At 35.5% G+C, this 1,782-nt stretch carries 2 protein-coding genes; both read right to left on the bottom strand.

Features of this window, described 5'->3' with window-relative positions; genetic code table 11:
• Positions 1-313 precede the first annotated feature (313 nt).
• Positions 314-808: a hypothetical protein gene (locus ACH8E3_RS16595; RefSeq protein WP_458633758.1), complete on the bottom strand. Its 495-nt coding sequence runs from the start codon at positions 806-808 to the stop codon at positions 314-316.
• Between the two features lie 300 nt (positions 809-1,108).
• Positions 1,109-1,669 (bottom strand): GNAT family N-acetyltransferase, encoded by a 561-nt coding sequence (locus ACH8E3_RS16590; protein ID WP_458633757.1) that lies wholly within the window; start codon positions 1,667-1,669, stop codon positions 1,109-1,111.
• Positions 1,670-1,782: the final 113 nt, after the last annotated feature.

The raw sequence follows: 1,782 nt of genomic DNA, 5'->3' as shown, positions 1-1,782 counted from the left end.
GTATTTTATGGTTTTAATATACGTTTTTTAATCTGCATCCCTTTCATATAACGTTTGGCATTCCTGACGTTCAAGCGGCTTAAGTGACCGAAGGGATCGGGTCGTCAGACTTAGCCGGTTGGATGTGTCGCCTGAACCACATCTCTGATATCCCTCTTGGCGACCGAGGAGCAAAAGCGACGATGCAGGAATGTTTTGTTATGAGATGTTCGGTCTTCTTCGATTATGCAAATTCTTTTATTGAAATGGCTTTTATATGTTTATTCTCTGTACTCCTTGTTTTATTTTGAATGTGCTGTAAGTTCTTTATCTCTTAGCTTTCATCGTTAAGAAAATCCTTATAAGCTTCTTGATGTAGTAAATCCATATTACGACGTTCTTCTATTATTAAATCAATAATGCTCAATAATTGATTTAAACTTTTTGAACTTCTAGAATAACTTCTAAACATCAATAACATCTTAATCAATACATATCCGATAAGTAGAATTAATATTGGTGAGAACAATCCTGTGAGCTTATATAATCCTAATTGCTCTCTCAGAATAGTAAAAACAATTGTGAAAACTGCTAACATCGTCGTGATCATACTAGTGAATAAAGAATTTTGTTTATAATCTTCTACCAGAGAGCTAACCTCAGTTCGTATTATCTGCATATTAGCTAGGTTATAATCAGTAAAATGACCCTTTAACTTATTAAGTTTTACTACATTATTAGAGATGTTGTTCGATTCTACCAATTTCAAGTTATTAATTAATTCTAAATATTTATCTGCTTGCAATTTTTGTTCTCCAAAAAGCTTCATAATTCTCATCCCTTTGTTTTAATATTCATTATGCCTTTAAGAGTCCGAGGAGTCTTATCGACTGATTGATCAGTTTCATTTTTAGCCAATTACACCGAATTTCTCATAACGTTCGCGCATTTCAGACGTTCAAGCGGCTTAAGTGACCGAAGGGAACGGGTCGTCAGACTTAGCCGCTTGGATGTGTCGCTAGAATAAGCTTCTTCGATATCCCTCTTGGCGACCAAGGAGCGCTAGCGACGCCGCTGAAATGTTATGTTATCGGATGTCAACGTCATCTTCGAATTACATTCAAAATCATTAATTTATCTTTGCATATATATAAGTATCTGTTAGTTCTTTGCCATCTACGGAGATATCCTCGAATCTTAGAGTTCCTTCTAATAAAAAACCTAATCTTTCTGGAATCGCCTTACTCTTATTGTTTAATGTGTCACATCGAATTTCTAATCTCCGCGCCTTTAATTCCTGAAAAGCATACTCGCAAATTCCTTGTACTGCTTCAGTCATGTATCCATTTCCACTATAACGCGCATCTATCCAATATCCAATTTCAAACTTAGGAATATCCCAATTGGGATTATGTAGACCTGAAGAACCAATAAATTGATTGGTGTCTTTGAGGAAAATAAGAAGTCTCAGGTCCTCTCGCTTCAAAAATCTCAGGTGAGCTTCTCTCATATTTACTTCAGTATTTTCTTCTGATTGCTCTTTCTGAGCAAATGGTAACCACTTCTTCAACTCATCAATAGAATTTATTATTGCTTCGTAAACTGCTTTCCCATCTCCTGGCATTGGTATTCTTATTAAGAGTCTATCAGTATTTATTTGACTAGGAAAATCTAATAGTATTGGATTCAACAAATACACACTCCTTTAGTTATACTAATATGATTTTTATTCTTCACGTTGATTTCCGATAACGTTCGCGCATTACTGACGTTCAAGCGGCTTAAGTGACCGAAGGGAATGGG

This window comes from Paenibacillus sp. CMAA1364, from assembly GCF_054373195.1.
This window is presented reverse-complemented; position numbering and strand designations above follow the sequence as displayed.